26 protein-coding genes and 3 pseudogenes are annotated in these 21,903 nt (G+C 66.5%); 13 read left to right on the top strand and 16 right to left on the bottom strand.

What is annotated here, in order from left to right; genetic code table 11:
* Window positions 1-99 precede the first annotated feature (99 nt).
* Entirely contained in the window at window positions 100-537 is a 438-nt protein-coding gene (locus ACWEQQ_RS39935) for an SPW repeat protein (protein WP_452342218.1), read from the bottom strand.
* A 129-nt stretch (window positions 538-666) separates the two neighbouring features.
* Here ACWEQQ_RS39935 and ACWEQQ_RS39930 point away from each other — a divergent pair, with 129 nt between their 5' ends.
* On the top strand, window positions 667-1,125 hold the full coding sequence (locus ACWEQQ_RS39930) for a MarR family winged helix-turn-helix transcriptional regulator (RefSeq protein ID WP_452342217.1): 459 nt from the start codon (window positions 667-669) through the stop codon (window positions 1,123-1,125).
* 44 nt (window positions 1,126-1,169) lie between these two features.
* Here ACWEQQ_RS39930 and ACWEQQ_RS39925 read toward each other — a convergent pair whose 3' ends face one another.
* Genes ACWEQQ_RS39925 through ACWEQQ_RS39915 form a run of 3 tightly spaced genes read right to left on the bottom strand, consistent with a single transcriptional unit; the run spans window position 1,170 to window position 3,068 of the window.
* Entirely contained in the window at window positions 1,170-1,313 is a 144-nt protein-coding gene (locus ACWEQQ_RS39925) for a CDGSH iron-sulfur domain-containing protein (RefSeq protein WP_452351869.1), read from the bottom strand.
* A 34-nt stretch (window positions 1,314-1,347) separates the two neighbouring features.
* Window positions 1,348-2,001 carry a HemK2/MTQ2 family protein methyltransferase gene (locus tag ACWEQQ_RS39920; RefSeq protein WP_452351868.1) on the bottom strand — a complete coding sequence of 218 codons (654 nt, stop codon included), beginning with the start codon at window positions 1,999-2,001 and terminating at the stop codon, window positions 1,348-1,350.
* 23 nt (window positions 2,002-2,024) lie between these two features.
* Window positions 2,025-3,068, bottom strand: coding sequence for an iron-containing redox enzyme family protein (locus tag ACWEQQ_RS39915; RefSeq protein WP_452351831.1), 1,044 nt, complete (start codon window positions 3,066-3,068; stop codon window positions 2,025-2,027).
* A 125-nt stretch (window positions 3,069-3,193) separates the two neighbouring features.
* Here ACWEQQ_RS39915 and ACWEQQ_RS39910 point away from each other — a divergent pair, with 125 nt between their 5' ends.
* Window positions 3,194-4,270: a lysophospholipid acyltransferase family protein gene (locus ACWEQQ_RS39910; RefSeq protein ID WP_452351867.1), complete on the top strand. Its 1,077-nt coding sequence runs from the start codon at window positions 3,194-3,196 to the stop codon at window positions 4,268-4,270.
* An 88-nt stretch (window positions 4,271-4,358) separates the two neighbouring features.
* On the opposite strand, the gene ACWEQQ_RS39905 is transcribed toward ACWEQQ_RS39910, so the two are convergent.
* Complete coding sequence (locus ACWEQQ_RS39905; RefSeq protein ID WP_452342216.1) at window positions 4,359-4,925, bottom strand: type 1 glutamine amidotransferase domain-containing protein; 567 nt, start codon at window positions 4,923-4,925, stop codon at window positions 4,359-4,361.
* A gap of 328 nt (window positions 4,926-5,253) precedes the next feature.
* On the bottom strand, window positions 5,254-5,427 hold the full coding sequence (locus tag ACWEQQ_RS39900) for a CsbD family protein (RefSeq protein WP_452351830.1): 174 nt from the start codon (window positions 5,425-5,427) through the stop codon (window positions 5,254-5,256).
* Here ACWEQQ_RS39900 and ACWEQQ_RS39895 point away from each other — a divergent pair.
* Window positions 5,426-5,899, top strand: a pseudogene (locus ACWEQQ_RS39895) (GvpL/GvpF family gas vesicle protein); the annotation flags it as partial. The gene ACWEQQ_RS39900 and the pseudogene ACWEQQ_RS39895 overlap by 2 nt on opposite strands.
* A 14-nt stretch (window positions 5,900-5,913) precedes the next feature.
* Here the strand turns inward: ACWEQQ_RS39895 and ACWEQQ_RS39890 are convergent.
* Complete coding sequence (locus tag ACWEQQ_RS39890) at window positions 5,914-6,282, bottom strand: hypothetical protein (RefSeq protein WP_452351874.1); 369 nt, start codon at window positions 6,280-6,282, stop codon at window positions 5,914-5,916.
* A 197-nt stretch (window positions 6,283-6,479) separates the two neighbouring features.
* Between ACWEQQ_RS39890 and ACWEQQ_RS39885 the strand changes: the two genes are divergently transcribed.
* The 3 genes from ACWEQQ_RS39885 to ACWEQQ_RS39875 all read left to right on the top strand — a co-directional run bounded on the left by ACWEQQ_RS39885 (window position 6,480) and on the right by ACWEQQ_RS39875 (window position 8,820).
* Entirely contained in the window at window positions 6,480-6,674 is a 195-nt protein-coding gene (locus tag ACWEQQ_RS39885; RefSeq protein ID WP_452351829.1) for an ANTAR domain-containing protein, read from the top strand.
* A gap of 911 nt (window positions 6,675-7,585) precedes the next feature.
* Window positions 7,586-8,014: a nitroreductase family deazaflavin-dependent oxidoreductase gene (locus ACWEQQ_RS39880; RefSeq protein ID WP_452351828.1), complete on the top strand. Its 429-nt coding sequence runs from the start codon at window positions 7,586-7,588 to the stop codon at window positions 8,012-8,014.
* A gap of 311 nt (window positions 8,015-8,325) precedes the next feature.
* Window positions 8,326-8,820: a hypothetical protein gene (locus ACWEQQ_RS39875; RefSeq protein ID WP_452351827.1), complete on the top strand. Its 495-nt coding sequence runs from the start codon at window positions 8,326-8,328 to the stop codon at window positions 8,818-8,820.
* A 289-nt stretch (window positions 8,821-9,109) separates the two neighbouring features.
* On the opposite strand, the gene ACWEQQ_RS39870 is transcribed toward ACWEQQ_RS39875, so the two are convergent.
* Window positions 9,110-9,523: a winged helix-turn-helix transcriptional regulator gene (locus tag ACWEQQ_RS39870; RefSeq protein ID WP_452351826.1), complete on the bottom strand. Its 414-nt coding sequence runs from the start codon at window positions 9,521-9,523 to the stop codon at window positions 9,110-9,112.
* A 69-nt stretch (window positions 9,524-9,592) separates the two neighbouring features.
* Between ACWEQQ_RS39870 and ACWEQQ_RS39865 the strand changes: the two genes are divergently transcribed.
* The gene (locus ACWEQQ_RS39865) at window positions 9,593-10,234 is read left to right on the top strand and encodes a nitroreductase family protein (protein ID WP_452351825.1); all 642 of its coding nucleotides are present in this window, start codon (window positions 9,593-9,595) and stop codon (window positions 10,232-10,234) included.
* A 431-nt stretch (window positions 10,235-10,665) separates the two neighbouring features.
* Here ACWEQQ_RS39865 and ACWEQQ_RS39860 read toward each other — a convergent pair whose 3' ends face one another.
* Window positions 10,666-10,875 carry a hypothetical protein gene (locus ACWEQQ_RS39860; RefSeq protein ID WP_452351824.1) on the bottom strand — a complete coding sequence of 70 codons (210 nt, stop codon included), beginning with the start codon at window positions 10,873-10,875 and terminating at the stop codon, window positions 10,666-10,668.
* On the opposite strand from ACWEQQ_RS39860, the gene ACWEQQ_RS39855 reads away from it, so the two are divergent.
* Window positions 10,870-11,724: a hypothetical protein gene (locus ACWEQQ_RS39855; RefSeq protein WP_452351823.1), complete on the top strand. Its 855-nt coding sequence runs from the start codon at window positions 10,870-10,872 to the stop codon at window positions 11,722-11,724. The genes ACWEQQ_RS39860 and ACWEQQ_RS39855 overlap by 6 nt on opposite strands.
* Before the next feature lie 312 nt (window positions 11,725-12,036).
* Entirely contained in the window at window positions 12,037-13,257 is a 1,221-nt protein-coding gene (locus ACWEQQ_RS39850; RefSeq protein ID WP_452351822.1) for a cytochrome P450, read from the top strand.
* 50 nt (window positions 13,258-13,307) lie between these two features.
* Here ACWEQQ_RS39850 and ACWEQQ_RS39845 read toward each other — a convergent pair whose 3' ends face one another.
* The 6 genes from ACWEQQ_RS39845 to ACWEQQ_RS39820 form a co-directional block, all read right to left on the bottom strand.
* Window positions 13,308-13,436 carry a hypothetical protein gene (locus ACWEQQ_RS39845; RefSeq protein ID WP_452351821.1) on the bottom strand — a complete coding sequence of 43 codons (129 nt, stop codon included), beginning with the start codon at window positions 13,434-13,436 and terminating at the stop codon, window positions 13,308-13,310.
* A 300-nt stretch (window positions 13,437-13,736) separates the two neighbouring features.
* Entirely contained in the window at window positions 13,737-14,756 is a 1,020-nt protein-coding gene (locus ACWEQQ_RS39840; protein WP_452351820.1) for an ABC transporter ATP-binding protein, read from the bottom strand.
* Complete coding sequence (locus tag ACWEQQ_RS39835; RefSeq protein ID WP_452351819.1) at window positions 14,753-16,327, bottom strand: ABC transporter permease; 1,575 nt, start codon at window positions 16,325-16,327, stop codon at window positions 14,753-14,755. The genes ACWEQQ_RS39840 and ACWEQQ_RS39835 overlap by 4 nt, the downstream gene beginning before the upstream one ends.
* On the bottom strand, window positions 16,324-17,343 hold the full coding sequence (locus tag ACWEQQ_RS39830; RefSeq protein ID WP_452351818.1) for an extracellular solute-binding protein: 1,020 nt from the start codon (window positions 17,341-17,343) through the stop codon (window positions 16,324-16,326). The genes ACWEQQ_RS39835 and ACWEQQ_RS39830 overlap by 4 nt, the downstream gene beginning before the upstream one ends.
* A gap of 53 nt (window positions 17,344-17,396) precedes the next feature.
* Window positions 17,397-17,759, bottom strand: a complete 363-nt coding sequence (locus ACWEQQ_RS39825) for a hypothetical protein (protein WP_452351817.1) — start codon at window positions 17,757-17,759, stop codon at window positions 17,397-17,399.
* A 245-nt stretch (window positions 17,760-18,004) separates the two neighbouring features.
* A complete protein-coding gene (locus tag ACWEQQ_RS39820; RefSeq protein ID WP_452351816.1) occupies window positions 18,005-18,472 on the bottom strand; it encodes a sensor histidine kinase in 468 nt (155 codons plus the stop codon).
* 120 nt (window positions 18,473-18,592) lie between these two features.
* On the opposite strand from ACWEQQ_RS39820, the gene ACWEQQ_RS39815 reads away from it, so the two are divergent.
* The 4 genes and pseudogenes from ACWEQQ_RS39815 (at window position 18,593) to ACWEQQ_RS39800 (ending at window position 21,048) form a co-directional block, all read left to right on the top strand.
* Entirely contained in the window at window positions 18,593-19,210 is a 618-nt protein-coding gene (locus ACWEQQ_RS39815; RefSeq protein ID WP_452351815.1) for a DedA family protein, read from the top strand.
* Window positions 19,211-19,285: 75 nt separating this feature from the next.
* A complete protein-coding gene (locus ACWEQQ_RS39810; protein WP_452351866.1) occupies window positions 19,286-20,530 on the top strand; it encodes a COG4705 family protein in 1,245 nt (414 codons plus the stop codon).
* Between the two features lie 7 nt (window positions 20,531-20,537).
* Window positions 20,538-20,702: pseudogene (locus ACWEQQ_RS39805) on the top strand (undecaprenyl-diphosphate phosphatase); the annotation flags it as partial.
* Between the two features lie 67 nt (window positions 20,703-20,769).
* Window positions 20,770-21,048 carry a hypothetical protein gene (locus ACWEQQ_RS39800; RefSeq protein WP_452351814.1) on the top strand — a complete coding sequence of 93 codons (279 nt, stop codon included), beginning with the start codon at window positions 20,770-20,772 and terminating at the stop codon, window positions 21,046-21,048.
* 391 nt (window positions 21,049-21,439) lie between these two features.
* Here ACWEQQ_RS39800 and ACWEQQ_RS39795 read toward each other — a convergent pair.
* A pseudogene (locus tag ACWEQQ_RS39795) lies at window positions 21,440-21,887 on the bottom strand (ATP-binding cassette domain-containing protein); the annotation flags it as partial.
* Window positions 21,888-21,903 lie beyond the last annotated feature (16 nt).

Genomic DNA, 21,903 nt, shown 5'->3' with positions numbered 1-21,903 from the left:
TTCGTTGTCCGCGAAGAGACCCCGCCTGCCTGCCCGCGACGCATCGATCAGAGCGATGCCGGTGACAGTCCGGATCGCACTAGGGAGAGCGGTTCGCGCTCAACGGGTCTGGCGCATGCCGAGCGCCATCGAGCCGAGCCCGAGCACCAGGGCGACCACACCGGCCACCACATTGCTCCAGATCGTCGAGGTACGGGCGACATCGCCGCTGACGACCCAGGGGGTGATGATCATCCATAGGCCGATCAGCGGAGCGGTCCAGCCGATGCCGTGGATCCGCCCGTACATCGAGGCGAACCCCAGCGCCAGCACCGCCAGGCCGATCCCGACGATCAGGTTGTTCACGGTCAAGGTCGGGAACCGGGTGAATCCGACAACCCACGCGGAGATCGCGATGTAGAGCCCGGTCAGGAACATCAGGCCGGTGACCGCTTGGGCGGCCGGTTCCATCGCGGCGAGTTCGTACTTCTCATGCTTGGCCCGCAGCTCCACGATGTCGGGATGCAGGCTCATGCTGCCCATGGCCTCAGTAGCCATATCTTCCACCACCCTTCGGACGCCGAATGAAGGCACTTCGAACCGGACGGCTGAGATCGGCCACGACGGGACGCGGAACCGGTCCGAATCACCGCCGGTTTATATGTCACTCCGTGATATTATCACTTCATGACACATGGGTCGATGTCGTCGCCCGAACCCCTCACCGACCAGGAGTACTCGAGACTGCTGGCTTTCCGCGCCGGACTGCGCCGGTTCCTACGGTGGAGTGAGCGGCGGGCGGCGGACGTCGGACTTACCAGCGCTCAACACCAACTGCTGCTGGCAATCCGGGGCCATCTCGGCCCGAGCGGGCCCAGCGTCGGCGAAATAGCGGATTATTTGAGCACCCGCCACCACAGCGTCGTGCAGCTGATCGATCGCACCGAGCAACTCGGGCTCGTCGCCCGCAACCGGGAAGAGGGCAAGGACCGCCGCGTCGTCCGCCTCACCCTGACCGAGGCCGGCCAGCAAACCCTCGCCCTGCTCAGCGCCACACACCTGGAAGAACTTCGGCGACTCACCCCCCTCGTCGACACACTGACCGACCTCTCCCGTGGGGCCCAGTCGGCCGAAGAGCCACGGTAGGCGAAGTCCGCGAGCGTGGTGTCCACTCGTCGACGGTGATGCGGTCAGTGGCGGCGTTTGCGGTGGCTGGTGTCGCACAGCGGGTAGATGGCCGAGCGGCGACACAGGCACAGTGCCACCACGCACCGGTCGCAAACGATCGTGCGGCCATCAGCGGTCACCAGTTGGACCGGTCCCTCGACCAGCATGGGCCCGTCGACGGTGTAAGTGATTGTCCGTCGGTCATTTTCGGGTTCGATCGGCACGGATCACCACCAGGTCCTCGTGACTCTGGCCGGGGCGCAACAGTCCTCGACCAACCAACCATCCGGCGCGCTGGCGCAGCACAGGGCCGAACGGGACACTCGCCCTGGAGACTGTCGCGGCCTTCAACCCGGCATCCCTCAGGCGGTTCAAGGTGCTGTCGACTCCGCACAGCGCGGAATGGACCATCAGCAACATTCCAGTCGTGGAAAGCAATTCGGGTGCGAGCCGGCACAGGGAGTCGATCGCCGCCCTGCCGTCTGCCCCCGCGTCCCAGGATCTCGCCGCACCCCGTGGACGCCCGCTGCCCAGGCACGGCACGTACGGCGGATTGGAAACCACCACGTCGAAGCGCCGGCCACACAACACCGAGCCGAAGTCGCCGTGGATCAACTCGACCTCGAGGCCCCGCAGCCGGCTGTTCATCCACGCGGACGCCAGCGCGGAACGCGAGATGTCCACGGCAGTGACCGACGCGGCCCGAATCCTGGCCGCTTCGATCGCCAGTATCCCGGTTCCGGTACCGACATCGAGGATACGACCGTGCGGCGGAATGCCCGCATCGGTCATCGCGGCGATGAGCAAGTGTGTATCGGCCTGGGGCCTGTACACGCCTGGTGCACGAATCAACATCACCTACCGTGAATAGCCATAAATTAGCTCGACACACGCAAATGAGCCATCGAATTCTGATCCTTTGCGCCGGGCGTTTCCGGGCCGAGCAATGACGTACGGTCGTCACGCCAACAGCGCAGCACGTGATCGGCGAAACGGTCCTCGAGCAGGTTCGTGGCGCGGATACCGAAAACTATCGAGGCACGCATGCCCGGTTCGCGTGCCAGTAGGTCCCCGATCACCTCACGTCGCATGAGCTGCTCGTGCACCGCATCCGCCTCGACATGTTCGCGATAGAACGCGATACACGCCGGGTCTGCTCCAAGCCTCTCCAATGACTCGACCAAACGGCGCGACGCCGGCGACGACGTGATCTCCACCGCCGCGAAGTGACCGACACCCGCGCCCCGCAGGCCACGATGCAGACAGAACAGCGACATCATGTTCACGATCGCGAGCATCGGCGCCGGCACCACATCCAGGTAGGCCAGATACGACGGGTCCAGGCCCGCCCCCTCCAACAGATTGGCGTACAGCCGCTGATGAATCCTGTCACCGTGGCCACCACCGAATTCGTCGAACTCGACGGCCACCAGCGACGCCTTGGCTCGACCGCGCAACCGCGGAATCAACCACGCGTACGGATCGGCCTCCTGATGGTGCAGGATCGACCGGTGCACGAAATACTCGCGCACCTGCCACGGCTTGCCCTGATCCCGCAGAAACGCCGCGACACCGGACTCCTCGTCGGGAACGATCAACAGTTCCTCGAGTTCGGTCTCTACATCAACGCCATCGGCGACATCGGCGCGCAGCGCCTCGAGGAAATGGCGTTCCAGCTCCATACGCACGCTCAAAAGGCCCGGATCCCATTCCCAGCCCGCGTCCACACCGTCGAAGCCCTCGTAATGCAGGCCATAGCACGTGTGCAGCGCCAGATGCAGATCGCGGCCATAGGGATCAGCCGGCGCGGACGCCGGCGGGAACACTGAGCCGGCCGGCTTTCCGAGCGCCTCGACCACGCCCGCCGACAGTTCACCGCACGGGTGCGGAAGCATCCTTCTTCCAGCGGCCCCGGCCCGCATGATCAACTCCTCCGAACGAGGACAGCGAGCACGACGGCGAGCAGCAGAACCAGAAGCAATACGGCCATCTCCATCCACCTCCTGCCTGCCGCTTACCCGCCTGCGTGAATACGTAACAGGCACGCCTGCCATCCGGGCTCGCGTGCCGGCATCGGGCGTCTCGCGACCGGTCCGCTGCCCTCACCCACGCCGACGGGCGAGACCGGACCGGGATAGGATCGAACCGCTCGCCCCGTTTCTGTGCTCCACACTCCACGATTGCAGTTCCGAAGAACGAATCGAATGGTGGTTCAGCTCATGCGTGTCGGGAATCTCGCCGTCGCCGCGGTCGCCGCGTGACCCTCGGCGACCTGGTACGAGGCAATCTCACTGCGGGCGTCCGCGGCTCGGTCGATTTCGCGCGTCGCCGCCTCACCGGGGACTACCGGCTCGACGAGTTCGGCCTCGACGAGCACCTGCTGGAGTCACTGATCCTGCCGGTGCTGCGGCCGCTGTCGCAGCTATGGTTCCGGGTGCAGGTCGCCGGGATCGAGAACCTCCCCGAGTCCGGGGGCGCGTTGATCGTGGCCAACCATGCCGGCGTGCTGCCGCTGGATGCGCTGATGCTGCAGGTGGCCGTCCACGATCGCCATCCCAGACAGCGCGCGCTTCGCCTGCTGGCCGCCGACCTCGTCTTCGAGCTGCCGATCCTGGGCGAGCTGGCCCGCAAGGCCGGGCACACGCTGGCCTGCCCCACCGACGCCGAGGCGCTGTTGCGCACCGGCGAGCTGGCGGGCGTGTTCCCCGAGGGCTTCAAGGGCGTCGGCAAGCCCTACAGCGAGCGGTACAAGCTGCAGCGGTTCGGGCGCGGTGGCTTCGCCTCGGCGGCCCTCAAGACCGGTGTGCCGCTCATCCCGTGCTCGATCGTCGGCTCGGAGGAGATCTATCCGAAACTGGCCGACCTCACGCCGCTGGCGCGGCTGCTCGGGCTGCCGTACTTCCCGGTCACGCCGCTGTTCCCACACCTGGGTGTGCTGGGCGCCATCCCGCTGCCGTCGAAGTGGCACATCGAGTTCGGTGACCCCATCTACACCGGCACGTACGGCCCCGAGGCCGCTGACGACCCGATCACCATGTTCGAGATCACCGATCAGGTCCGCGAAACGATCCAGCAGACGCTGTACAAGCGGCTGATCGAGCGTCGAAACCCGTTCACGGGCTAGCCCGTTCACCGGCTGGCGAGATGATCAGTACCAGCCCCGGGCCCGCACTGATCCAGGCCGGGCAGCGCACACGTCAACAAATGCTGCGTCACGACGTCCGGACGCTCAACTCCGCGGCGATGGCATCGACGAAATCGGGAAGATCGTCAGGATTGCGTGAGGTGATGAGCGTCCAGCCGTCGCCATCGCTACGGACGACCGGCTCATCGACCCAGGCCGCGCCGGCATTGATCAGATCGGTGCGCAACGACGGATACGACGTCACCGTCCTATCCGCCACCACCGCGGCCTCGACCAGCAGCCACGGGCCATGGCAAATCGCGGCTATCGGCCGGCCGGCCGCGACGACGGATCGGACCAGTTCCCTTGCCCCCGAGTCGGTTCGGAGTTTGTCGGCATTGACCGTGCCACCCGGAATGACCAATACGTCGAACGCGCCGGGATCCACATCGGCGAGGGCGGCGTCCGGCCGCAGCGTTTCGGACGGAATGAGATCGTGACGGTAGGTGTGCACATCGATCGCTTCCACCGCGGCGTGGGTCACGTGCGCGCCGCGGGCACGCAGTTGATCCCTGGGTACCGCTATCTCGTCGCGCTCCACCCCCGTATTGGCGGTAATGATCAGGGCGCGGACGCCTTCGAGTTCTGCTGACACCGGAGTTCTCCTCTCGTCTCGTCGTCTCGCCCGACTCCTTCGAGCCGCGCGATTGCCACCTCATACGCGAGCCGTGACAACGATTGCCGGGCAATGGCATCGGTGACTGCGATGTGCCGCCAGACCATCTGGTCTGGATATCCGTCGGGGCTCCGGGCGGGCGCCGGGGATACCGGACCGTGGCGGTCCGTGATCAGGCCGGGACGGCGTGGGTGGCGCGCCGCCAGATCCGGTGCCGGGCAAGCAGTTCCGCGACCGCGACCGCAGCTGCCGGACGACGATGTCGGCACGGCGATGCGGGCATCATCGGTGCGGCGGCGTCCGCGCATCAGTGCTTGAAGGCGTCCTTGACCTTCTCACCCGCGTCCTTCAGGTTGGACTTGACCTGGTCGGCCTTGCCCTGATTCTCGCGCTGCTTGTCGCCGGTCGCCTGGCCGAACTTCTCTTTGGCCTTGCCGGCGAGCTGGTCGGCCTTGTTCTTCGCTTTGTCGGTTGCGCTCATGATCGTTTCCTTCCCATGGGTGCCGTATTTCGAGGGCCACCGACGTGGCCCGTTCCTCGCCTACCCGCGTTCCCGCACCCGAAACGTCGCCTCAGTCCGTTTCGCAGTACTGCGCTATCTTTCGCCGCACGGGCACGCTCAAGCGATCGGGCGCTACGCTGCGGCGCGTGCGGGCGCGCGAGTCGGCTCGACAGGTCAGTGCATAGACCCGTCGAGAACGGGTAGGCGAGAAGCGAACAACGACAAGGAGTTTGTTTCTCCGGGCAGGCGACGAGAACCCGCCCACACACCATCGGAACACACACGGACGCAATCGGATCCGAATACGACAGCCCTGATCTACGGGATCGTCCCCGCGGACGCCCACCTGGAGGTGCAGGGCACCGGCCGGCATCCGGCCCCGATCCGGACCGTGCGGCAAGGCTCGATCGCCGCGCTGGTCAGCGAGGTCCCGGTCGAGCACTCGCTGGACCGGGCCGAAGATCTTCAGGCCTTCTCGAATCTGGACAAAGTGGCCGAACTGTGGTCCGACCGGGTGCACTTGCGTGTCGTCGGCCCGCTGGCGGCCTGGGACGCCGCGATCAACGCAGTGGCCACCTCGTCCAGCGCCACCCGCACATCGGTCACCACATCGATCGTGAAATCGACTGTGAACATGATGGTTTCGGCGAGCGCGCGCAGCATGGCCAGCTCTCCGGCGTCGGCCGGGAGCCGCACCGCCACCTCGCCGGACAGCGACACCGGAACCGCACCGTCGGTGAACACGCGCGCCTTCTCGCCGTTCGGCAGATCGACGAACACGGTCGCCGGCCAGTACTCGCCGACGATCCCAGCATCCTGAGGGGTCCCACTCATCAGTCACCACCCCATCGAGCAATCCCGATCTGCCATCGTTCGCCCTTGGTCGTTGATCGCGTACCCCGTGCGATGGCCGGGAAAAGCCGGGACTCATTGTCCCGGGACCAGCTCGCGGTCGGTCGGCATCACCGGATCGCCGGGGCGGCCACTCGTACAAGCGCGGGCGGTGATCGAGCAGGCCAAGGGTGTCCTTGATGCGCATGTACGGCATCGGCGACGAGCAGGCGTTCAAGATGCTGGTGTGGCGGTCCCAGGAAACCAATACCAAGTTCCGCGCCCTGGCCGGGCAGTTACTCCGTGAGCTGCCCACCCTGCCACCGGCCGAGCCCGGCACGGTGTCGGCGTTCGACCGCATCCTGCTCACCCTCCGCGAACGAATTCCCTGCTGACCACATCAGATGGACAAGGGTCCCGCCCCAGCGTCCCGGTAGAGCACGTGGGGCGCGACCCTCGTATCGGCTCAGCCGTCGGGGTCGTGCGCTGTGCCGACATCTAAGCGCATACCAACGGGTCGGCCTTCTCAACCTGTCGGTGCTCGATCGTGGCCGACTGATGACGAGGTCGTTACCGGCTCCCCCATCCCGTCCTCCCACGTCGCTCGAGTGTTCGGAAAACGATCAGAGTGGATCGGCAGTCCCCGGAATCGCTAGGGTGTCCGCCGCATCCAGCCCCCATGGCACCCTGGCCTGAACAGTCCCGCGTCGATCTGCGGGCGTTCCGCGCACAGCCGAACCTGATACCCGGCATGGCCGTCCGGCAACCGGATTCGGCTGAACACCTTGACCGGCGTGGACAGGTAGAACGGGTTCGCGCCGTCCAGGGCGAGGACTCGTCGGTGTGCGTGACCACCTCGGCCTGCGGACCGCACCGGACGCGTCAGTTCGACTGCTGTACTGCACGCAGAATCAGCTCGGCGACCTCGCCGGGCTGGGACACGGTGACCGCGTGCGAGGCGGCGATCTCGATCGATTCGGCCCCCGCGCGCTCGGCCATGAACCGCTGGGCTTCCAGCGGAATGTTCTTGTCGTCGGTGGTGACAGCACAGCCCGCCTTCGCGAAATCGCCGACGTTTCAACCGAGATCCTCCCACCGGCGTGGGCAGGCGGGCCGGATCAGCCGGCGGTCGGGCCAGCGGCCGCGATCACCGCGCTGCTGTCGGCTCCACGACCGTCCCTCCGGCCGAACCGGCTTCGTCGAGGCTGCTCTCGGGCACTTGCCTTCACGTGTGGACAGGTGAACCCTCGAGTTCATGGCCAAGCCGTATCGAGCGGGGTGGGGTGTCAGGGCATCCAACGCGTGGATGCGGACAGTGATACGCGCCGGGTTGCCGATGTGGACCTTCCGTGTCCTCACCGTGCCCGGACGACGCACCGGCCGCGCCATCCAGACGCCGCTGGCAGTGTTCGAACAACACGGCCGACGATATCTCGTCGCGTCCTATGGAACGGTGAACTGGGTGCGCAACCTGCGAGCGGCGCAAGGAAAGGCGACGCTGCGCCAGGGCAGACACCTCGAGTCCGTGACAGCCGTCGAGTTGCCCACCGATCAAGCGGCCGAGGTGTTGCGCGCATCGCTGGTCACGGGACCCCCACACGTTCCCAAACCCATTGTGGTGGTGTATCGACGGTTCTTCGTGCTGCCCTACCTGGATGTGGATGTGGACTCATCACCGCAGCAATTCCTCGACAACGCCCGCACCCACCCGGTTTTCGAAATCGTGTCGGCGTGAGGAAAGCACCGGACCTCCGCACAGCACCGAGCGCCGGCCGCAGTTCGTTCCAAAGGGTGAGGCCTGGCCCGACCGAGTAGGCCAGGTTCGCAAGCTCGAGACGCCAACCCGTGCAGCTGGAGCGCGGCTCGGGCGCCTCGGACTGGTGGGCGATCTGAGCCATCACCTGCGCACGCGAGCACTGCGGACGCCCTGACAGTGAATTGCCAGCGAGACCCACTAGCGTGGCGCCGCCGGACGTGACACGAAATCCGGTGTGCCCGATGGCAACACGTCCGCAATCCGAGCACGATCATCACCGAAGGAGAGCCATGGCATCACCGGTTCGCATCAACACCGCCCTCGCCGCAGCCGCCTTGGCGGTAGCCGCCGCATCGATCTCCGGATCGGCGGTCGCGAACGCCGAGACCGTGGTCGCCAACCCGGCCGACTACCTGGTGGGCGACACGGTGTACTTCACTTACAGCAATCTGGCCAGCTGCGCCATCCGCCCCAACGGCGACGTCGGATGCGACATCACCAACTACGACATGCGCTGGTACGGCCTGCCGATCTCGAACATCTCCATCGACGTCCCGTTCCTCCCGGCGCACCCCGCCCTGGGTCCCCTCGGCCTCCACGGCCGCCCCGGCAGCCCCCAGCTGACCGGCGGCGGCCCGGTCCCCGGCTCCAACTCCCCCTACGGCCCCGACGCCAGCCTCACCTACGGCGGCGCGACCTGCACCGGCAGCGGCTTCCGGGGCGTGGTCTCCTGCACCTCCAAGGGCCACCACTTCAACTTCGGCTTCGTCTCCGATTACAACTGACCGACGCTGCCCCTCGGCGAAACCCGTTCGCCGAGGGGCGGGGCGCGGTCGGACCGGGATCGTCGCCGATCTGTCCGGATCGATCATCGGGTCCGGCTTCCGGGACCCGGATCGCGATCGCGACCACGATCGCCGCGATCACGAAAACCCCTGCACCCCAGTAGAACCCGATGTCGTAGCTGTGGGCTAGAAGTTGCACGGCTGCTGGCTGTCCCCAGTCGCTCGAATCGCTTGCCGCGTAGCCCGGTCGACGGCCAGACCGAATGCAGGGCTCGAGAAGTCGGGGCGGTCAGGAACTCGTCGACTGTCGGTCAGCCGAGTCACGGTGTTGCCGCGAACTCGCTCGAGCGGCTTCGATGTCGTTGATGTTGGCCTCGATCCATTCGCGCAGCGCGGTGATCGGGCCTCGCAGGCTGTAACCCAGTGGGGTGAGGGTGTATTCGACCTTCGGCGGGACGGTGGGATGGACGGTGCGGATGACGAAACCGTCGGTCTCCAGTTCGCGCAGGGTCTGGGTGAGCATCTTCTGGGAGATGCCCTCTATGCGGCGCTGCAGATCGGTGTAGCGCATGGTCCCGCCGGCGAGCGCGTCGATGATCAGGACTGTCCATTTGCCGGCGATCCGGTCCAGCACCTGACGAGTGGGGCAGCGAGCGGAGAAGACATCGGCCGGCAGGCCCGAGGATTCGATATGCGTGCGCACCCCGGCGATTGTAACGAACCGAAAGGTGCCTTCTTTCAAAAAGTTTGCCACTCTCCGATAGTGAGTTTCATGAAAGCCGATACCTTGTCCGTCCCGGAAGTGATCCACCGGCGCCGCACCGTCCGCCACTACCTCCCTGATCCGATCGACCCGGACGTGCTGACCGAGCTGCTGGAGCTCACCATGCAGGCCCCCAGCGCCTGGAACATGCAGGACCGATCGATCGTGGTAGTGACCAGTGAGGCCGGGCGAGCCCGGCTCTCGGAGGCGGCTTTCGGGCAGCCACAGCCCCGGGAGGCCCCGGTGGCGCTGGTCTTCGTGGCCGACAGTGCGGCATGGAAGGCGTCGAACACCGACATCGCCGACTCGGCCGGGCGTAGCGGCGCCTGGAACGCGGAGTTCACCGCCCTGTTCGACAGCCGGGCGGAATTCCACGACCTGCACAACCGCGGACTTTTGCGGGAGAACGCGGTGAAGAACGCCATGATCGCCGCCACCTACGCCATGCTCGCGGCCACCGCGCTGGGGCTGGCGTCGGCTCCGATGAACGGCTGGGATCCCGATCTGGTGAAGAAGGCGATCGGTATCGAGGACCGCGATGATCTGGCCATCGCCGTCATCGTGACGATCGGACACTCCGCCACCACCCCACCGCACCCAGGTAGGCGCCCGCTGGAACAGGTCGTGTTCACCGAGCGCTACGCCACCTAGCCTCGTCACCGCCGAGCGTCCACGAATCAGATCCTCGGTCGGCCAGGGGGTAGTAGTGCATTCGCCCCCAGATCCTACTCCAGCGTCGAGATACGTTGCTGGACACGGTCGTTCGAGTTTGCTTGAACAGTGGCCGGAGATCCGGCACTAAGGACCTACCACTGATAAGTGCGCAAAATGGCGTACTGATGCGGGATTCGCGCAGCCCGAGCGGTTCCGGCACCATGACCGATTGCGGCCCTCGAGGCCAAGTACCTGACCCGCGAGAATGTCCCGGCCGCGCTCGTCGCCAAGGAGCGCGAGATCGCCGGGGCCATCGCTCCGAAGAGTCTTCGAGCCGGTCGGCCCTGATCGCCTCAAGCATCGAAAGGCCCTTCGCCCACCGGATTCCGATGAGCGAAGGGCCTGTCTCGTCTTGCGGTGCGGAGGTGCTATCCGATCCCGTTGCAGGTGACGGACAGGGTGCAGGGTCGCGCACCGCCGAGCAGGACGTTGAGGAGGTCGGCGGGCGCGGCGAGCAGCGGACCGGCGAGGTTCGGCAGTCCGGCCTGGGAGCTGCCTTGGCTGGCGGCGACGGCGCTACCGGTCGGAATGGGACCGGTGGTCGCGCCCCAGATCGGATCCGCGGTGGCGGGGTGCACGATTCCAAGTCGCCCACCCAAACGACTTGGCCTGCAACACTTTCCGTCGCCATCAATGACATATGGGCCGACAACTTCGGGTTCACTGTCAGGCTGGAGGGTTCACGGATGGTCGGGTTCGACCTGAATACTCTCGTACCGACCTGGGACCGTGACGACGGCCAGATCTACGACACTCTCTTCACCGGCACCTCGTTCGCACGGGAGCTGGGGAACTCGGCGGGGCAACTGCTGGTCGTCAACAGTGCACGCGACGGCTCCGAACTCGGGCGGTTCCCTGACACACAGTTCATGAGAGATTTCGCCGAAGAAGAACGCGGCGACACCGCAGACGGCGGTGGGTTCTTCACACAGCACAGCGGTCGCCCCGACTACGGCCTGTCCTATTTCGACGCGGCATCCGCCTCGCTGGTCGGCCCGTTGTCGACAACCTCGCCGGCCGGTTTCCAGCGAAGCGGAAATCTCCTGCTCGTCTGGGGCAGGGGAACCGATCCCGCATGGAACTATCTGAAGGTCTACGACTACAGCAAGAAGGCCTTCATTCTGCAGAAGTCGGGCGATGATGCTGCCGGACTGCACCTTTCCCATGTCTATATCGCCGGGAGCTACCTCTACATCGAAAATACCGACGACAGCCCCGTGATCGACCTGACCACCATGGCGAAAGTGTCGTCCAAGTGGAGACTGCGCCCCCTTGACACCATCGGCGGGCAGTGGACGCTGGTTTCCAAGGGCCACGTCACCAACGACTACACCGACTGTTTCGGCACCGATACGACATTTCTGTGCTTCGAGCGCGGCCAGCTGATACGTGACACCAACGGCGCCTACACCGGGCCATGGTACTGAGACTGCGACACCACCAGAGGGCGATGACCGATCCCGGTGCTTCGAGCTGGATGGACTTCGTGGCCTGTTGTTGCTGCCGGTCGGGCGGCTCCCAACGGATGGGAGCTGTTGGGGCGATGGGGAACACGATTCGCCGACCGTCGAATTCAGGGCGGTGGCGCGCGTTTGGCGGTGATTTCGCCTCACTTCTGGTGCACATGGCGGGTATTCGAGTCCGGGGTCGGGGTGTGAGCATGGTGGCGAAGCCCGGCAAACGGGAGAACCCTTTGTCCGGCCGTTCATTTCCCGATTACCCCACGTGTCCGGAGAACGGTGACCGTACCGCCATCACACCCCGCCGAGGCTGACGCACAGCGTATTTCGCTGTATTCCGCCGAGTTCAGCGCCGACCCGCATCTCGAATATCGAAGGATGCGAGCACTTTTCGGCTCGTACGTACCGGTGGAACTCGCACCGGGAGTGCCCGCGACGCTCGTCATCGGCTACCGAGCCGGCCTGGCGATCCTCAACGATCCCGACCGCTTCACCGCCGATCCGCGAGACTGGCAGCAGACGGTCGAGGAAAACTGTCCGGCGCTTCCGGTGCTGGGCTGGCGGCCTATCCCGATGCGCAATACAGGTCACGCGCACACCCGGCTCCGGTCGGTGGTCATTGCGGCACTCGGGGACGTCGACCTGCATGCCGTGCGGCGAGCTGTCGAGCGCACCGCCGTACCCCTGATCAACGCTTTCTGCACTACGGGGACCGCGGATCTGGTCGCCGACTACGCTTCGCCACTCGTCTTCGCGGTGATCACCGACCTACTGGGCTGTCCACCCGCCATCGGCCGGAAAGCGGCCGCACAACTTGCCGCCATCGCAGATGGCGTAGACGTGCAGAAGGCCGGCCGCGAGCTCGACGCTTCGCTGTTCGAGCTGATGCAGTTCAAGCAAGCCACACCGGCGACCGATATGGCCAGTCGTCTCCTGCACCATGGCGCCGCACTCGGCGACGACGAAATCCTTCAACAGCTCCTGTTGTTCTACGGCATCGGAATGGATCCCCTTCAGTCACTGATCACCAACACACTGCGCCTGCTGCTCATCGATGAGCCGTTCAGCGACGACATCATCAGTGGCGCCGTATCCACTACCGACGCATTGGAACACGTGCTGTTCACCGACCCGCCCCTGCCCAACAACTGCGTCCGCTATCCCGTGCGTCCGACTCTGCTCGACGGAGTTCGGCTGCCCGCTCACCAACCCGTGGTCGTCAGCGTGGCCGCCTGCAACAACGATCCCGAGATCACCGGCGATCGACGCAGCGGCAACCGCGCCCACCTCGCGTGGAGCGCCGGCCCGCACGCGTGCCCCGCGCAGCCGCTCGCATATCTGATCGCGCAATGCGCCGTCGACCAGCTGCTCGAGGCCCTCCCCGAACTCCGGCTTGCCGTCGCCGACACCGAACTCCGTTGGCGGCCGGGGCCTATGCAACGTGCCCTGGTCGAACTGCCGGTCGTATTCGAGCCTGCACCGCCCTTACCGACCTGCTGATCATCTCGGCAGGACCAAATCCCTTCCTGCACAACGACTCAGGGCCGGTATCACCGACCCGGTGCGCTGTGTTCGAGCATCGAGTTGGCGCGGTCCAAGGCCGACACGAACCCGACGACCGCGCCATTGCAGTAGGTCTTGTAGCCGCGCGACCGGTTGTTGCCCGCGGTCCGGGACACCCGACCTCGCGGGCCGCGCGGAGAATGCTCCAGCCACGACCACGAAGCTCCATGAACCGTTGACGTTTGGCCGACTGCGGACGATGCCCCGGCCCTTTCTTCACCCGACGAGACGACGACAACACAACCTCCAGAACCTACGGGATGTGTTGCGACAACCGGTAGAAACCGCCCTGTCGCCGCAGGCTCGGTTGGATGTATGGCAGGCAGGCCCGGTCCCTCGTATGGGGCCCGGCCTGCCGAGTGACAACGACGATGCGCTTGACGGACTCGGCGTGGAGATCAGCGACCTCCTCGCGCTCAGGTGCGCAGCGGATGTGCCGCACCCTCGACGGTGACGTGAACGGTGATGTCCGGCGGTGGCGGAGTCGAGTCGGCGGGGGTGTAGACGATGAGCGGGTCCGGCAGAGTGGTGCCGGGCTCGGGGGCGAGTTCGATGCGGTGGTCATGGCCGCGGAAGTGGGTGCGCACGACTCGGCAGGGCATTGAGCCGGGTGCGGGCTCGGTGTGCAGGCGCAGCTGGTGTGGGCGCACCAGGATGAGGCTGCCGTCCGTGCCGCTTTGGGGCAATCCGAAAACCGTTGTGCCGGTGGCGTCTACCGGGATGAGGTTGGCTTCTCCGAGTGTGCGTGCGACGTCGCTGTCGGTGGGGCGGTGGAACAGTTCGTGTGGTTCGCCTGTCTGGGTGATGCGGCCGTCGCGCATCACGGCGATGAGGTCGGCGAAGGCGAGAGCTTCGTCGACGTCGTGGGTGACCAGGATGGCGGTGGCGTGGGCGCGATGCAGCAGGTCGGCGACTTCTGCACGGATATCGGTGCGCAGCGCGGCGTCGAGAGCGGAGAAGGGTTCGTCGAGTAGCAGCAGGTCCGGGCGAGGTGCGAGGGCGCGGGCGAGTGCGACACGTTGTTGCTGGCCGCCGGAGAGCTGGTGGGGGTGGCGGTCGCCGAGGCCGGTGAGCCCCACCAGGTCCAGCATGTCGGCGACTCGGCCGCGCCGTTGGGCGCGCGGCAGCCCGAACCCGATATTGGCGGCGGCGCTCAGGTGCGGGAACAGCGCGCCGTGCTGTGGCACGTAGCCTATGCGCCGTTGCTCGGCGGGGACGTGGGTGCGTCCGTCGTCGAGGACGCGTCCGCCGACGGTGACGGTTCCGCCTGTCGCACGGTGGAATCCAGCGATGGTCCGCAGCAGTGTGGATTTGCCGCACCCGGACGGGCCGAGCACGCAGGCCAGTGCGCCGTCGTCGACGGCAAGGTCGACTCCGTGCAGGACCTCGTGCCTGCCGTGCGCGGCGGTCAGGTTGGTGATCTTCACACCGGTCATCGGGGACTCTCCTGTACCGGTCGTAGGGTTCGTGCGGCCACCATCATCACGGCCGGGATCGACAGGGCGGTCATCACCGCCGCGTACGGTGCGGCCGCGCCCCACGCCAATCCGGTGGTGTAGACCCAGAATTGGGTGGCGAGGGTCTGGGTTCCGGTGGGCCGTAACAGGAGTGTGGCGGTCAATTCGGTGGAGGCGGTGAGCGCCACCATGGCGAACGCGGCCCCGAGACCGGGGACGATCAGCGGCAGGGTGACTCGTCCCAGTACACCCCACCAGCGGGTGCCCAGGGATCGGGCCACTTCCTCCACGCCGGGCGGTACCTGGGCCAGCGAGGCCCGCACCGCGGTGAGCGCGAGCGGGAAGAACAGCACCACATACCCTGCGACGAGCATCGGCGGCTGCTGATACAGCGGCTGGGCGTAGCGGATGCCAAAGTAGACCACCGCGAGCGCGACGGCGATGCCGGGCAGGGCGCGGGTCAGGTAGGCGACCCGTTCGATGCAGCGGGCGAGCCGGTTGTCGCGTCTCCAGGCGTACAGCGCCACCGGGATCGCCGCCAGCGTCGCGGTCGTGGCGGCCGCGAGCGCGTACCCGACGGTGGCGATCGTCTGCGCCCAGATCGACGCCGAGGGCAGCGTGCTGGAGTTGCCCTGCACCAGCCAATATCCGAGCGCGTACATCGGAACCCCCAGCGTCACAGCGACAATCGCGGTGAGCACTGCCAGGGCGGGTATGCGGGCGTGACCCAGCGCGACCGGTGCGCAGCGGCGGCCGGTCGCATTGTCCGCGACGATGCGGCCGCGTCTGCCGACGCGGGATTCGGCGGTCACCACCAGCACTGCGAGCGCGATGAGGACCAGGCTGAGCATGCTCGCGGAGGCGGTGTCGAAAGCCGTGGCGTACTGGGTATAGATGGCGGTGGCGAAGGTGGTGAACCGGACCATCGCGAATGCGCCGTATTCGCCGAGCAGATACAGCGCCACCAGCAGCGCGCCACCGGCCAACGCGGGTCGGGCCAGCGGCACGGTCACCCGCCACAGCGTGGCGAGCGGCCCATGGCCGAGGCTGCGCGCGATCTCCTCGGCGGTGCCGTCCCCGCGCCGCAGCACGGCGGTCACCGGCAGGAAAACCAAAGGGTAGAGCGCGGATTCGACCAGCACCGCACCCCAGAAACCGTGCACCGACGGGAACAGCGACACCCAGCAGTAGCCGTGCACGAACTCCGGCACCGCCAGCGGCATCGTCAAAATGACTGTCCACCAGCGTTTTCCGGGCAGGTCGGTGCGTGAGACCAGCCACGCCGCACCGAACCCGACCACCGTGGTGATGGTGGTGACGGTGACGGTGAGCGCGAGAGTGTGCCACAGCAGGGTGGCCATGAGCGGCCGGCCCAGCAGCCGGTGCGCGGCGGGCCATCCGGAGTGATACGCCTGCAGGGCCACGAACAGCAGCGGGCAGGTGACGATCAGGCTGATCAGCCCGGCGAGCAAGCCGAGCCCGGGCAGCGGGCCGCCCGCCCATCCCCGGAATCGGGATGGGCGGGCGCGCTCGACTGCTTCGATGCTCACGACAGCAGGCCGACGCTCTGCATCAGCTGGACGGCCTGGCTGCCGTCACCGAGTTCGCCGGCGGAGGCGATCGGGCCGGAATCGGCGAGCGAGCGGGTCAGCCGGGTGTCGCTGACGCCCGCCAGCAGCGGGTACTCGTAGCTCTCGGAGGTGGCGATGATCTGCTGGGCGGGCTGGCTCACCAGGTAGGCCAGCCACTTCTGGGCCGCGGCCTGATGCTTGCCCGAGGCCAGCACCGCCGCGCCGGAGACGTCGACCAGCGCGCCCGGGTCGCCTTGGACGAAGTAGGACAGTGCGCTGTGGATGTTGCCCGCGCCCTTCTCCTCCTGCATCCGGTACCAGTAGTAGTGGTCGATCACGCCGCCGTCGACCTCACCGCGATCCACGGCCGCGATCAGATCCTCATTGCTGCCGTAGACCTTGCCATTGTCCTTGAGGGCCTGCAGCCACGCCTTGGTGGCGTCCACACCGGACTGCGCGATCATGCGCGACACGATCGGCGCGAAATCGGTTTCACTGGGCGCGATCCCGAGCCGGCCCTTCCACGCCGTGGTGGCCAGGTCCTTCACCGCGGCCGGAGCCTGCGCGGCCTGCAGCTTGCCGGTGTTGTAGACGAATGCGGCCGAGCGTGCGGACACGCCGACCCAGTCGCCCTTGGTCGAGCTGACCGTCGCCGGGACCGCGGCCAGGGTCGGTCCGTCGACCTTGGCCAGTTTGTCCTTGCCCTCCAGCAGATTCAGCGCGGGCGGGTTCTCGGCGAAGTACGCGTCGGCGGGCGAGGCGTCGCCCTCCTCGAGGATCTGATTGGCCAGCTCCGCCTCATCACCGGAGCGGACGTTGACCGTGACGCCGGTGCGCTGCTGGAAGTCCTTCACCAGCGCCTGCACGGTCTGCTCGTGCTGGCCGCTGTAGAGGGTGAACGAATTCCCGTCGTCCTTGGACGAATTGCCGCTACATCCCGCCAGCAGCAGGGCAGCCGCCGATACCGACGCGATCGCGACGATCGACTTCTTCATGAAAACCTCCGAAAACTGATGACGTTCGACTGTGAATCGAGGTGGTGTGCCGTTCAGGCGAACAGCGGGGCGCCGATCCAGTCGCCCTCGCCGCGGGCGCCCGGCGGGATCGCGAAGATGCCCGTGGCGGTGTGGCTGATGAACTGGCTCATCGCGTCGGTGAACGCGGGTTTCCGGTTCACCGGGATGAAGCTGGTGCGTGGATCCTTCTGGTAGGTAAGGAACAGCAGCCCGGCGTCGTAGGCCAGGGTCAGCCGCCACGGTGGCCACCGTTCGGTGAACGGTGCGGTGCCGTTGTTGTCGAAAACGCGCGACGCAGCATCACCGCGCCGTTGTTGTTCACCCGCGCGGCCAGCAGCACGTCGATGTCCACGCCAGCGCGCACCCCGCGATGCGCGCCCGACCTGTGAATCCATATTTGGTCATTTGACCTGCTCATTCCTCATCAACCATGCAGCCTCAATCACCGCACGGCGGAGGGTAGCATTACCTAACAATCCATGGATAGTGTTACCTAACACACGGCCCATCAGCTGCTTGCGTCTTGATCCGATCGAGACACCCGATCTCTGTTACGCCGTCGCCACGCCGACGCGTGAAGACTCTCGGCCGCCGAGAAGCGCCCACTGCGAGCACGGGCGCACCTTCGTCCGGAATTCTTCTATGCGCGTAGTGGCAGGGAGACGCTGAATCGTGCTCCGCCGAGCGATGATTCGCCGACCTGGACGCTACCGTGGTGTGCGGCAACGATTTCGGTGACGATGGCGAGTCCGAGCCCGGTGCCGCCGCTGCTGCGTGCGCGGTCGTCTTCGAGGCGGACGAACCGGTCGAATATTCGGGAACGATCCGCTGGGGGCATTCCCGGCCCGTCGTCGATGATCAGATCTGCTGTGTCATCAGTTGCCGAGATCGTGAGGGTGACAGTCGATCGGGCATGGGTGACAGCGTTATCGATCAGGTTGCGGACGGCGCGGGTGAGCGCTTGCGGATCGCCGGACAGGCTGCAGCCGTGTCGTGACCGGCGACCGACGCGGTGACCGAACTGTCCGTCGGCGGGCACTCCGACCTGCGCCGAGCGCACCCGCAGACCCCACCGGGACGGGGCGTACACGATGTCGAGGAGGGGCATGCCTGGCATTCTCGACCACGCCGGGTCGGATCTCGGGCGCGGTCTCAGCGTGTTCTCAGTGCCGCTTTGTCACCGTGGCGCGGTGCTATCGAACTCTCCGGGTCCGAACGAGGCGGTGCCGTGCAGCACCTGATCCTCACCTACGGTCTCACCGCGATCCTGCTGCTCATGGCCGCCGAATCGGCATGCATCCCCATCCCGTCCGAAATCACCATGTTGTTGGGCGGAGCCTTGGCGGCGGGTGCGGTCAGCGGCCCGCACCCCAATCTGATCGCCGTGATCGCCGCCGGCACCGCCGGCAATGTGCTCGGCAGCTACCTGGCCTGGCTGGCAGGCCGCTACGGCGGCCGCCCTCTGCTGCACCGCTGGGGCCGCTACATCTTCCTGCGCGCCGACGACATCGACCGAGCCCAGGACTGGTTCGTCCGCCGCGGTGCGTCCTCGGTGTTCTGGGCCCGCCTGCTGCCCGGTATCCGCACCTTCATCTCATTGCCCGCAGGCATCGCCGGTATGCCTGCCGTCCGGTTCGGTCTCTACACCCTCGCGGGCTGTCTGCCGTGGACTGCGGTTCTGGCGGTAGCCGGTTACGGAGTCGGAGCCAACTGGCATCACCTCGAGGACACCCTGCGCGGCCCCAGCTACGTCGTCGCGGGTCTGGTGGCGTTGGCGATCGCCGTCGCGGTCGTCGTGGTCGTGCGGCGACGCCATCGAGTCGCCGCCGCTGCAGATGAGCCGTGACGTGGCGAAACGGCAAGCCGCCGCTTCTCAGCGTCGTCACAGTCATTGATCACTACGGTTCCCGCCGTGACGGAGATGACGAATTCCAGGGTTGATTCGCCCGGGCGCTTGCTGAGCAAGGTGCCCGAGGTCACGGTGTGGTTCTGGATCATCAAGATCCTGTGCACCACGGTGGGTGAGAGTTTCGCCGATTGGATCAACAGTTCGCTCGGGGTGGGCTTGACCCTCACGGCGCTGCTGTTCACGGTCGTACTCGTCGCCGTGTTGGCCTGGCAGTTGCGGCTGGACCGATACGTGCCGTTCGTGTACTGGCTGACGGTGGTCGTGCTCAGTGTGACCGGCACCCTCTACACCGACATCCTCACCGACAATCTGAATGTGCCACTCGCGGCGAGCACCAGCGTCTTCGCCGCGGCGCTGGCCCTGGTCTTCGGGATCTGGTTCGCCCGCGAGCGGACCCTGTCCATCCACAGCATCGTCACCCTGCCCCGCGAATTGTTCTACTGGCTGGCGGTTCTGGTCACCTTCGCCCTCGGCACGGCGGCCGGAGACTGGACGCTGCAGCTGACCGGATGGGTGCCGGGCGTCTCGGTGCTGCTGCCCGCCGGGCTGATCGCCGCGATCACGCTCGGATGGCGGCTGGGAGCCAATGCGGTGCTGTCCTTCTGGCTCGCCTACATCCTCACCCGTCCGCTGGGGGCCAACCTCGGCGACTGGTTCGCCTCGGCGCGTGCCGACCACGGCCTCGGCTTGGGCACCGCGGCCACCAGCGTTGTGTTCCTCGCCGCCATCCTGGCCACTGTCGTCCACCTCACCCGCACCCGCGCAGACGTTATCGACAACCAAACAAACACCGCGACAACGGTTCCCGTCGCGAACCCGGCACGTGAGCGGCTCCTGCTCGGTTACTACGCGGTCATCGCGGTGCTGGCCGGAGCGCTGCTGGTATGGGCCGCCGGGCAACCGCACTCCAGCGCGGCCGGAGACGACGAGAACACGGGCGGTCCGTCCACCACGGCGGTGGCGTCCGGCTCGGTGACCGCGCATTTCCCCAAAGCCGATATCACGAACTACCGCACCATCACCCAGGACACCCTCGCCAAAGTCCAAGCCGGACAACAAGCCGACGCGAAGACGCGGATCAAGGACCTCGAAACCGCGTGGGACAAGGACCAGGACACCCTGCAGCCGATGGACAAATCCGCCTGGAACACCCTCGACCACCAGATCGACACCGTGCTGCACGCGATACGCTCCGCCAAGCCGGACCCCGCGACCGAGTCCCAAGCCCTGACCACGCTGCTCACCTCGCTCGGGTGAGTCCGTCATGGCCATCACCTATCTGGAATCCATCGTCGTCGGGGCACTGCAAGGGGTGAGCGAGCTCTTCCCGGTGTCCAGCCTCGGGCACAGCATCTTGCTGCCCGCCTGGATCGGCGGGCAATGGGGCCGCGACCTCGACATGTCCGCCACTGATTCGCCGTACCTGGCGCATTCTTCGCGATCCTGATCTTGATCCCCGCCACCGGTAACCGCTGGCTGGGCTGGAACCCGATCCTGTGCTTCTGGACCGCCTACGTCATCACCCGCCCCTCGGCGCCTCGATCGCCGACTGGCTGGCCAAACCCGCCCACGACAGCGGCCTCGGCCTCGGCGATGCCCCCGTTGTAGCCATCCTCGGCGTACTGATCCTCGCCCTCGTCATCTACCTCGCCATCACCAAATCCGATGTCCAACAACCCCTCCGACCCGGTACCTCGGACCACGAAGACCTTGCGGAGCGCCAGTCTCGTACCCCCGCGCATATGCCTCACGACCGCGCGGATCGCAGCATCTGACGGCCTCGTTCCCGAGACTGCGCTGGGCACCGAGCCGAGCTGTTACCTCGTCAATGGCTTGAAGCCGGAATCTGCTTCGTGTGAAGGCATTCGTGCCATCGCGTCGGGTCGTCCACACCGGTACCGCGTTCCCGCTAGCGTGCAGGACGCATGCTGATCCGTCGAAGGCCGAACGGAAGTCGTCTCAGAACGGTCGGTGGTTATCTCGGGGAGGGCATCCATGACCCCGGATCGGCCAGCAGCTCGGGTACCGGTCCTGCTGCCAGGAGCGCTCCTTCGTGGATGACGATGCCTGCCGTGCAGTGACGGGTGAGCAGGTCGAGGTCGTGGCCGATGACGATGACCGCGATGTCGTCGCGGGCAGCCGTTGCGCCGAGCAGCGTCATGATGGCATCGGCGGTCGCGGGGTCCAGTGCGGAGGTGGCCTCGTCGCAGATCAGCACATCCGGGTCGAAAGCCAGTGCGCGAGCGATGGATACGCGTTGGCGCTGGCCGCCGGACAGCTCGTGGGGCCGCCGGTCGGCGAATTCCGGTCGCAGGTCGACTGCTTCGAGGGCGGTTCGGATGGCGGCGGCGCGGGTCGCGTGGTCTTGGATGCCGCGCCGCACCAGCGGGCGGTCGAGGATCTGGCCGACGGTGCGTTGCGGATTCAAGGCCGACAACGGGTTCTGCGGCACCAGCTGGACCCGGGTACGGGTTCGCTTGTCGCGGCGATGCCCGGCCACCGGGATCTCGTGGTCGCGCAGAAGCAGCTGTCCGGTCGCAGCGGGCTCGAGGCCCGACAGGATGCGTGCGAGGGTGGTTTTGCCCGCACCGGATTCGCCGAATATGGCTGTCACGTCACCGAACGGGGCG

The sequence above is a fragment of the Nocardia sp. NPDC004123 genome (assembly GCF_053603795.1).
Note: the sequence above shows the minus strand (reverse complement) of the source record. Positions and strands in the feature narration are given on the sequence as shown.

What these genes read in the sequence shown, in the direction of transcription:
- ACWEQQ_RS39900 (WP_452351830.1), bottom strand. Translation starts at nt 5,427, where the DNA reads ATGAGCGCAACCGACAAAGCGAAGAACAAGGCCGACCAGCTCGCCGGC.
- ACWEQQ_RS39830 (WP_452351818.1), bottom strand. Translation starts at nt 17,343, where the DNA reads ATGAAGAAGTCGATCGTCGCGATCGCGTCGGTATCGGCGGCTGCCCTG.
- ACWEQQ_RS39865 (WP_452351825.1), top strand. Translation starts at nt 9,593, where the DNA reads ATGAAAGCCGATACCTTGTCCGTCCCGGAAGTGATCCACCGGCGCCGC.
- ACWEQQ_RS39920 (WP_452351868.1), bottom strand. Translation starts at nt 2,001, where the DNA reads ATGTTGATTCGTGCACCAGGCGTGTACAGGCCCCAGGCCGATACACAC.
- ACWEQQ_RS39935 (WP_452342218.1), bottom strand. Translation starts at nt 537, where the DNA reads ATGGCTACTGAGGCCATGGGCAGCATGAGCCTGCATCCCGACATCGTG.
- ACWEQQ_RS39875 (WP_452351827.1), top strand. Translation starts at nt 8,326, where the DNA reads ATGGCATCACCGGTTCGCATCAACACCGCCCTCGCCGCAGCCGCCTTG.
- ACWEQQ_RS39880 (WP_452351828.1), top strand. Translation starts at nt 7,586, where the DNA reads ATGCGGACAGTGATACGCGCCGGGTTGCCGATGTGGACCTTCCGTGTC.
- ACWEQQ_RS39810 (WP_452351866.1), top strand. Translation starts at nt 19,286, where the DNA reads ATGACGAATTCCAGGGTTGATTCGCCCGGGCGCTTGCTGAGCAAGGTG.
- ACWEQQ_RS39930 (WP_452342217.1), top strand. Translation starts at nt 667, where the DNA reads ATGACACATGGGTCGATGTCGTCGCCCGAACCCCTCACCGACCAGGAG.
- ACWEQQ_RS39825 (WP_452351817.1), bottom strand. Translation starts at nt 17,759, where the DNA reads ATGGATTCACAGGTCGGGCGCGCATCGCGGGGTGCGCGCTGGCGTGGA.
- ACWEQQ_RS39840 (WP_452351820.1), bottom strand. Translation starts at nt 14,756, where the DNA reads ATGACCGGTGTGAAGATCACCAACCTGACCGCCGCGCACGGCAGGCAC.
- ACWEQQ_RS39915 (WP_452351831.1), bottom strand. Translation starts at nt 3,068, where the DNA reads ATGCGGGCCGGGGCCGCTGGAAGAAGGATGCTTCCGCACCCGTGCGGT.
- ACWEQQ_RS39885 (WP_452351829.1), top strand. Translation starts at nt 6,480, where the DNA reads ATGCGCATGTACGGCATCGGCGACGAGCAGGCGTTCAAGATGCTGGTG.
- ACWEQQ_RS39890 (WP_452351874.1), bottom strand. Translation starts at nt 6,282, where the DNA reads ATGAGTGGGACCCCTCAGGATGCTGGGATCGTCGGCGAGTACTGGCCG.
- ACWEQQ_RS39925 (WP_452351869.1), bottom strand. Translation starts at nt 1,313, where the DNA reads ATGCTGGTCGAGGGACCGGTCCAACTGGTGACCGCTGATGGCCGCACG.
- ACWEQQ_RS39820 (WP_452351816.1), bottom strand. Translation starts at nt 18,472, where the DNA reads ATGCCCCTCCTCGACATCGTGTACGCCCCGTCCCGGTGGGGTCTGCGG.